The organism is Novosphingobium sp. LASN5T (assembly GCF_003856955.1).
Classification (GTDB): domain Bacteria; phylum Pseudomonadota; class Alphaproteobacteria; order Sphingomonadales; family Sphingomonadaceae; genus Novosphingobium.
Map to the genome: position 1 here is coordinate 21,063 of NZ_RQSI01000045.1, position 7,561 is coordinate 28,623.

The 7,561-nt window shown below is 60.3% G+C and carries 5 protein-coding genes; 3 read left to right on the forward strand and 2 right to left on the reverse strand.

Going from position 1 to position 7,561, the window contains the following annotated elements; genetic code table 11:
- Positions 1–26: 26 nt before the first annotated feature.
- Both EH199_RS20160 and EH199_RS20165 read right to left on the reverse strand, forming a co-directional pair.
- Entirely contained in the window at positions 27–1,007 is a 981-nt protein-coding gene (locus EH199_RS20160) for a ParB/RepB/Spo0J family partition protein (protein WP_124810939.1), read from the reverse strand.
- 230 nt (positions 1,008–1,237) lie between these two features.
- Positions 1,238–2,443 carry an AAA family ATPase gene (locus EH199_RS20165; RefSeq protein ID WP_006949340.1) on the reverse strand — a complete coding sequence of 402 codons (1,206 nt, stop codon included), beginning with the start codon at positions 2,441–2,443 and terminating at the stop codon, positions 1,238–1,240.
- A gap of 553 nt (positions 2,444–2,996) precedes the next feature.
- Between EH199_RS20165 and EH199_RS20170 the strand changes: the two genes are divergently transcribed.
- From EH199_RS20170 to EH199_RS20180, 3 genes are all read left to right on the forward strand, one after another.
- Positions 2,997–4,301 carry a replication protein RepA gene (locus EH199_RS20170; RefSeq protein ID WP_124810940.1) on the forward strand — a complete coding sequence of 435 codons (1,305 nt, stop codon included), beginning with the start codon at positions 2,997–2,999 and terminating at the stop codon, positions 4,299–4,301.
- A 76-nt stretch (positions 4,302–4,377) separates the two neighbouring features.
- On the forward strand, positions 4,378–5,220 hold the full coding sequence (locus tag EH199_RS24510; RefSeq protein ID WP_190287369.1) for a toprim domain-containing protein: 843 nt from the start codon (positions 4,378–4,380) through the stop codon (positions 5,218–5,220).
- Between the two features lie 57 nt (positions 5,221–5,277).
- The gene (locus EH199_RS20180; RefSeq protein WP_124810941.1) at positions 5,278–7,476 is read left to right on the forward strand and encodes a strawberry notch-like NTP hydrolase domain-containing protein; all 2,199 of its coding nucleotides are present in this window, start codon (positions 5,278–5,280) and stop codon (positions 7,474–7,476) included.
- Positions 7,477–7,561 lie beyond the last annotated feature (85 nt).

Genomic DNA, 7,561 nt, shown 5'->3' on the forward strand with positions numbered 1-7,561 from the left:
ACGGACACGGCAACGCCCCCAAAAGGTCAGGACGTCAAGATAGCCTCAATGGCCTTCAAGATTTCAGATGCCGATGCGCCGCTACGCGCGGGCACCTTGAAGGTATATCCGCTCCTCGAAGAATGGGCATAGCGCAAGATCACTTTGCCAGCGGCGCCCTTCACTTCGATCTCACCGCCAGCAGGTTTTACGGGAGCGACGGTTGCCCGAATAAGGCGCTTTGCGACTTCCGGAGCGGGCATAGCCGTTCCCAGATCTTCGCGCTCAGCAACAATAGCCCTGCTTTCTGCTGCCATCAAATCCAGGGTGCGCTTCTCTGAAGTGAGGGGCTTGATGTCTCTTGCGATGCGGACCGTGATGCCATGCGTGTCCGGAAAGGCATTCACGATCTCGGCCGGCAACCGCGCCACATCGAGCAGGCGACTAAGCCATGAGCGCGAAATCTTCAGATGCTCTGCCATTTCCCTCTGGTTGGAATCATAGAACTCCTCCAGCGCCCGTGAATACTCCTTCGCCCGTTCCCAGTCTGAGATATCTTTGCGCGACCGGTTCTCAATGTCCGAAACCCTGAACGCTTCCTCGTCCGAAACGTTTTGGATCGTGACGAGGTATTCGTATTCCGGGTGATGATGCTCGCGCAGCCACTGAACGGTCCACCATCGCCTTACGCCCGCGATAATTTCGAAGTCGTAGTCTGGGTCATCCTTGAGGCGGCGCACGATTGCGGGAATGCGCTGCTTCTTAGCGGAGAGGAATGCGTCAATGAGATCGCGGCAACTCTCTTCGTTCAAGTGGTCCAGATCGCGGTTATGCAGACGCCAGGGACGACAGCGAGATGGGTCGACCCACTCGGTACGATCCGTGACGACTTTCCCGGCAGCAATTCTCGCAAGGCTCTGACTACGGCTCGCCATAATGCTTTCCGATGGCGCAGGGCTGCCGACGTCGATCTCGTCGTCGAGCCCCTCTGTCAAACTGCTGCCGAAGCCCCGGTTACCCTTTGCCATCGCCTACTCCAAACCTTTCAAATCACATTTGGCGGCCGCTTGTTGCCACGTGGCAACAAGCCCTGCCTGGGCCTCGATTTCACCCTGAATCTTCGCACGTTGCCACGTGGCAACATCCATCGTTCAGCCAATAAAATCTCGCCCTATCTCACCAATCCAATTTCTCAAAATATGAGCTTAATTATTGTATTTTAACTGTATTTTCTCTTTGTTGCCACGTGGCAACGGCCCTAGACCGCCTCCCCTGCCCTGCTCGCCCAGGACCGAATGACATCCGCCTCGATTTCTCTGCAAACGTCGCTCAAATGCTTCATGCACCGGTTGTGAACCTCATGGGATGTCACCGGTCGATCAAGTTCAAAGACCGTCTTCATGCGCGAGCTGGCATTGTCGATTTCTGCGCTGGTCTTGAGGACAGAAGTCGCCATCGAGCCGCCGAAGACCTGCCGCATCATCGAAAGAATCTCGCGGTGCATAGACTTGCTTTCATCCACCCTGCTGCCAACGAGGCGGATAAAGTTGTAGGCCGGCTTCACCCGCTTCGCGAGCTGCTCGAGCTGCTTCATCGTTGTGCGCGCCATGTCGATAAACGACACGGTCGATGCGAAGTCGATGACGCTCGGCGGCACAGGAATTACCATCGCATTAGCTGCCTGCAGCACTGCCATCGAAACCATGCCAAGCGCCGGAGGCGGATCCATGATGACGATGTCGTAGTCATCGACGACCGTATCGATGGCTTCGGCGATCATGTCGATGATGTCGAAGTTCTGATTTTGTGCCAGGTAGCCGGCGATCTCGTATTCTAGATTGTAGAGCTTGAGATTGGCGGGGATCAGGTCGAGCCCGAAAAAGTGCGTCTTCCGGATGATCGAACGAACGCCCAACAGTTCAGGATTATGGAAGTGGCCGTAGAGGGTATCATCCTCGGTCAGATCGACATCCGGCCGATAGCCAAACATCATCGTCGAACTGGCTTGGCTGTCGCAGTCGATGAACAGCACCCTGTATCCGTGAATGGCAAAGTGCTGTGCGAGGTGCAGGGCCACAGTCGACTTACCTACGCCCCCTTTGAAGTTCGAGACGGAGATGACCGCCGGGGTGTCCGTCGGAGCGCGCCACGGGCGAGTGCCAAAAACGGCACGCATATGATCCAATTCTTCCAATGAGTACTGGACCCGGTGGCCAGAAGCGGTTCGGTCGCGCTGGGGGAGGCGGCCATCACGCTCAGCTTCGCGAATTGCAGACGCTGTTCGCCCCACAAGGGAGGCCGCCTTCGAAATGGAATACGACGGGCCAACCTTTTGCCCGGTCTCCGGATCGAGCGCACCGTCACGAATGCGCTTCAGGATGGTGAGGGCCTTGCGGTGCAGATTGCCAAGGCCGTCTTCCAAGAGTTCATCGGGTTGTGCGTCGAGCGCTGCGTCGGTAGCCATGATCACCGCTTTGTGAGATTGAGGGCGCCAATTAGCACTCTTGGCAGTTTTGAGCAAACTTCGGCCACCAACCTTACAAATTGACCGATGATCTCCGTGCCGTTTCGCGAATCAGGAGTCGGCTCGATGCAGCACGTAGGGACTCAGACCGATGATGTCGGGTCCAGGGAGGGGGCCAGCGGGCGACAACCCCACAGTCAGATGGGCGCCCTGACGGCCGAATTGATCCGGCTGTGGACAATCACCGATGATCTCGGTGCAAGCCGATGAATTCAGTGCGTTTCCCCGATGATCTCGGTTCCCTTTGGACCGATGATCTCGGAGCCCATACCTACTAAAGGAATCTCCTAGAAAAACCGATTCGCGAATCGCTTTTTTCAAAACTGAGATTGGATTTGGTTTCGCCCCGCCGAACCGCTCCGAGATCATCGGCCAACTTGGAGGTTTTAGGCTCGGAAACCCGTCGAAACTGCCAATGGCCTTGCTTTCGAAGCTCAAACCTGTTGTTTAACGACCAACCCGAGGCTCCAATGAGTCGGGAAGGGACGGTTCAATGAGCGGAGACACACTGCGTCCAATCGGACATCAATACGCCCTAGCAATGCTAGGCGGCGGTGAAGAGCGAGTCCGCTCCCTAGCGCAGTCTGCCGGCACTCAACTCACGATGGATGCCTTCCTTCGCGTCCAGGACGAAGAACCCGTTCCGGCATTTCTGCATTCCGCATTGTGCGCCATGTCGCTGCCGACCAAGCGTCCGAAGGATGATACTCTACCGATTCTTCGCGAAGACGGAAAATATGCACTGGCCATCAATCCACGGCCGGTTCTCCAGACGGTGGACGGTAAGCCCGTGCTACGAAGCGTTGGTGTGCCATATGGAGCTTATCCACGCGTTGCGCTGATCTATCTGCTTTCTCAGGCCGTCACTAAGCGATCGCGAGACGTTTATTTGGGGCGTAATTTCACGGAATGGATGCGCCGACTTGGCTACCAGACCGTCTCTTATGGCCCACGGGGAACGGCCAATCTGATGCGCGAGCAAGTCGATCGGCTGCTTGCGTGTGAATGGCAAATTCGTTGGGAAGGCAACGACGCCGGCGACAACGCATTCGCCGTGCGAGACGTAAAGATTTCAAACGAATACGCCGGATCGCTGGAAAAAAATGGCGCGTTTGCTCGCGAAATCCGGATGTCCGAGGCGTTCTATAGTCACCTTATCGACCACGCCGTTCCGTTGAACGAAGTTGCAATCCGTGAGCTCAAGGGCACACCCACAGCGCTCGATCTCTATACCTACCTCGCGTATAGGCTCCCGCGGATCAGCAGCGACCGAGGCCAGGTAATATCTTGGGACCAATTGGCCAAGCACTTGGGGAACGACGCCGACAGCAAACGCTTCCGCCAGACCGTGCGCGAAACAATGCAATTGGTCTCCGCTGTCTACCCGAACGCTGACGTCGATTTCAGCGGCAGGAAAGTAGTGCTGCGGCCTTCGCCGGCACCTTTAGAGCGGAAGCTCGTTGGCCCGCACTTGCGGTTGCTGGGCGCTCCGTCCCCAGAAACCGCACCGAGATCATCGGTCACGAAAGCTCCTCGGTCGACTGTTCGGGACATCAAGGTCTCCGAGCCCGTATTCCCTTTCCCAGCAGGCAGCCTGACCTATGGCGAAAGGGAAACTAAGTTCCGAGCAATCGGGCTTGAGAAGGGTAAGCCCTGGTGCGTCGACACCATGGCGAACGCATTCCGCACCGGCTTTCCCGGTATCAAACAAGAGCGGACCGATGCGGAGTGGATGAGAGTCTGGGAAGCCTTTGTCATTCGTTATGCCGAGCGACGCGCAAATTCGGATGCCGGCTGACCGATGATTTCCGAGCACTTCGGTTAGGCCGAAGGGCAGGACGAGGGGGAGGGGAGTAGGGTCGAACTGGGCAGTCATGCCCATCGTCAACAACAATCCCAGTCCCGACCTACGCAGCCTTGTTCGGCGCATCGGGGGCAATTGGTCCGGCAATACCGCAATGTGTCGGTGCCCTTGCCATGCCGACAGAACCCCATCTCTGTCCATCCGCCAGGGTGATCGAGCCATTCTCGTAACGTGCCACGCAGGTTGCGACAGCCGGGACGTAATCAGAGCAATTCGACGCATCGCAGACCTGCCGACGGTCGATGCCTCTGGCGTGACTCCCAGCTTCCAGCGCAGCACGGAAATTCACCTCAGCATCTGGCGATCAGCGCGTTCAATCGAAGGAACGCTAGCCGAGCGATATGTTCGCGAGATGCGCCAGATCTGGGCACCACTCGAAGACCTGCGCTTTCACCCCCGGTGCCCACGAGGGCAGGGGAAGCTTGCGAGCTTCGAGCCGGCACTCCTCGTTGCGATGCGCAAGGCGGGCGCGATCGCCGCGATCCAGCGGATTTTCCTCGATCCGTTGACATCGACCTACACCGAGAAGCGCGTCCTCGGCCAGGCTATCGGCGCTGCATGGACCAACGGCCCGCCAGGCAAGACCATCGGCATCTGCGAGGGGTTCGAGACTGCGGCTGCCTATACGTCGCTCACGGGTATCCAGGCCTGGGCGACCATGGGCGCCAAACGCTTCCACCAGGTCAACATCCCGGCCTCAGTCGAAACCATAATCCTGCTGGCCGACAACGACGCCGAAGGCAGGCGGGCGCGCGATCGCGCATCCGAATCCTACCGACGCCCCGGCCTTGCAATCGAGACCGAATGGCCGCCGGGCCGCATGAACGACTGGGCGCAGCTCCTGAAGCGGTGAGGGGAGGGGGGTGGAGCGGGCGTGCCGCTGATCGGCACGAGCTCAGGAGATCTCCGCATGACCACAACGATTCCGCGCGCCAGCGCAATTCTCGGCGCTGCGCGCACACTTGCCGCCAAGCTGCTCCTTGCTGTCCCGATCGACCGCGCGGCTCTGAGCCAGGCCATGACCGAGAGTGCAGGCGGCAGCGACGCGGAAGGCGCCTGGGAGCAGCGCGACAGTTTCGAAGCGCTGGAAGTAGCACTCTCCCTGGCCATTCCCGAGCTGGTCGGTCGCATGGACGTCGGCGCGGCGATCAGCACGCTCGAGGCGCTGGCGCGCGAACTGCCAACCCACACGGTACGCAGCGAGGACCAGATCCAGTTCCAGCAGTTCTCGACGCCGCCGGCGCTGGCCCGTCTGGCCGTTCATCTGGCGCGGCTCTCCAGTGATGACGTGCTCTTCGAACCGAGCGCAGGCACCGGGATCATCGCTTCGCTTGCAAAGGGCGCGGTCAAGGATCTGATCCTCAACGAACTCGAGCCAACCCGCGCCAACCTGCTCGAGGCCGTGTTTCCGGGCACGAAGGTCTACCGCCACGATGGCGCTAAACTCAGCGCTCTGCTCTCCGGAACCGCGCGGCCAAGCGTTGTTCTGATGAACCCGCCGTTCTCGGTGTCGCAATCGCGTGGGCAAGATCAGAACACCGCCGCCAGGCACCTGCGGGCCGCGCTCGACCATCTGCTGCCCGGAGGCCGGATCGTTGCGATCATGCCGGACTGGTTCTCGCCCTCGGCCAGGTACGAAGAAACCTTCCGACGCACTCTTGAAGGCGCGCGGGTCGTTCTGTCGCTCCGTATGGACAAGGGCGGCTATGCCAAGCACGGCACCGGTATCGCCGTTCGCGTGCTGGTGATCGACAGGGTGCCAGGCGATATCGGCGTATCCACGATCAATCGCGGTTCGGTCGGCGAACTCTTCGCCGCGCTGCCAATCGTGCCACTCCGGGCGACGTTGCGCGACGCGACGCAGGCGGGAGCCCCCCGACCAAAGCTCAGCCTGTTCCGCTCGGTGAAGACCGGTCCAGCCCGGCCCGTGATCGTGCGGGCCGCACAGACCAACGACGTCCGCCCCGTCGCTTACGAAGTGCTGGCCGAACCTGCTGCGATGGGCGAGCAGCGCGGGGTCTATGCCGATTACCGGCCTTCACGCGTGGTGATCGCGGAAGCTGGCGAACATCCGACCCACCTCGTCGAATCCGCCGCCATGGCCTCGATCGACGCGCCGAAACCCAACTACGTGCCCTCACTGCCCGAACGCACGGTCACCGCGCGGCTGCTGTCCGCCGCCCAGCTCGAAACCGTGATTTATGCCGGTGAGGCCTGGAGCCGCGATCTCCATGGCCGCTTCAGCCACCCTGCCGGCGAAGTTGCGCTCAAGGAGGACCCCGAGGGTCAGCTCTACCGCACCGGGTTCTTCCTTGGCGATGGCACCGGGGCAGGGAAGGGGAGGCAGGCAGCAGCCTGCATTCTCGACCAGTGGCTGAAGGGCAATCGCCGTCACATCTGGATCTCGAAGAATGCGCCGCTGCTTGAGGACGCTCAGCGCGACTGGACAGCTATTGGCGGACTGCCATCGGATATCCTTGAGCTCTCGCGCTGGAAGATCGGCGAGGAGATCACCGCGCCCGAAGGCATCCTGTTCGTACCCTACGGCACACTCAGAAGCTCGCGCATCGAGGATACCCGGCTCGACCAGATCGTCCGCTGGGCTGGCGAAGATTTCGAAGGCGTGATCGTCTTCGATGAGGCCCACGAAATGGGCGGCGTTGCGGGCGGGGAAGGGGCCTTGGGCCAGAAGCAGGGCTCGCTTCAGGGCATCGCCGGGGTCCTGCTCCAGAATACTTTGCCCCGCGCCCGCGTGCTCTATGCCTCGGCGACCGGCGCCTCGGACGTCAACAACCTCGCCTATGCGGTCCGGCTTGGCCTGTGGGGGCCGGGCACGGCGTTCGCAACCCGCGAGCAGTTCATCAGCGAAATCCGCGACGGCGGGATTGCCGCGATGGAACTCGTCGCCCGTGACCTCAAGGCCTCCGGGCTCTACCTCGCCCGGGCGCTCAGCTTCGCAGGGGTAGAGTACGACATCCTGCGCCATGACCTGACCTCTGAGCAGATCGCGGTCTACGATGCCTATGCAGAAGCCTGGACGATCTTATGCGCAGCTGCGCATAAGATCGCTTATCGCGAGGTCGCGGTAATGCGCAGGAACGCGGCGTAGCCACCGAATTCCCGTGATAGTGGGCGCAGTTGCTGCGCATTTTATTGGTTGCGAACCTCGGCGGTCCCTGGACCAGCTGAGGAGG

What these genes read in the sequence shown, in the direction of transcription:
- EH199_RS20160 (WP_124810939.1), bottom strand. Translation starts at nt 1,007, where the DNA reads ATGGCAAAGGGTAACCGGGGCTTCGGCAGCAGTTTGACAGAGGGGCTC.
- EH199_RS20165 (WP_006949340.1), bottom strand. Translation starts at nt 2,443, where the DNA reads ATGGCTACCGACGCAGCGCTCGACGCACAACCCGATGAACTCTTGGAA.
- EH199_RS20170 (WP_124810940.1), top strand. Translation starts at nt 2,997, where the DNA reads ATGAGCGGAGACACACTGCGTCCAATCGGACATCAATACGCCCTAGCA.
- EH199_RS24510 (WP_190287369.1), top strand. Translation starts at nt 4,378, where the DNA reads ATGCCCATCGTCAACAACAATCCCAGTCCCGACCTACGCAGCCTTGTT.
- EH199_RS20180 (WP_124810941.1), top strand. Translation starts at nt 5,278, where the DNA reads ATGACCACAACGATTCCGCGCGCCAGCGCAATTCTCGGCGCTGCGCGC.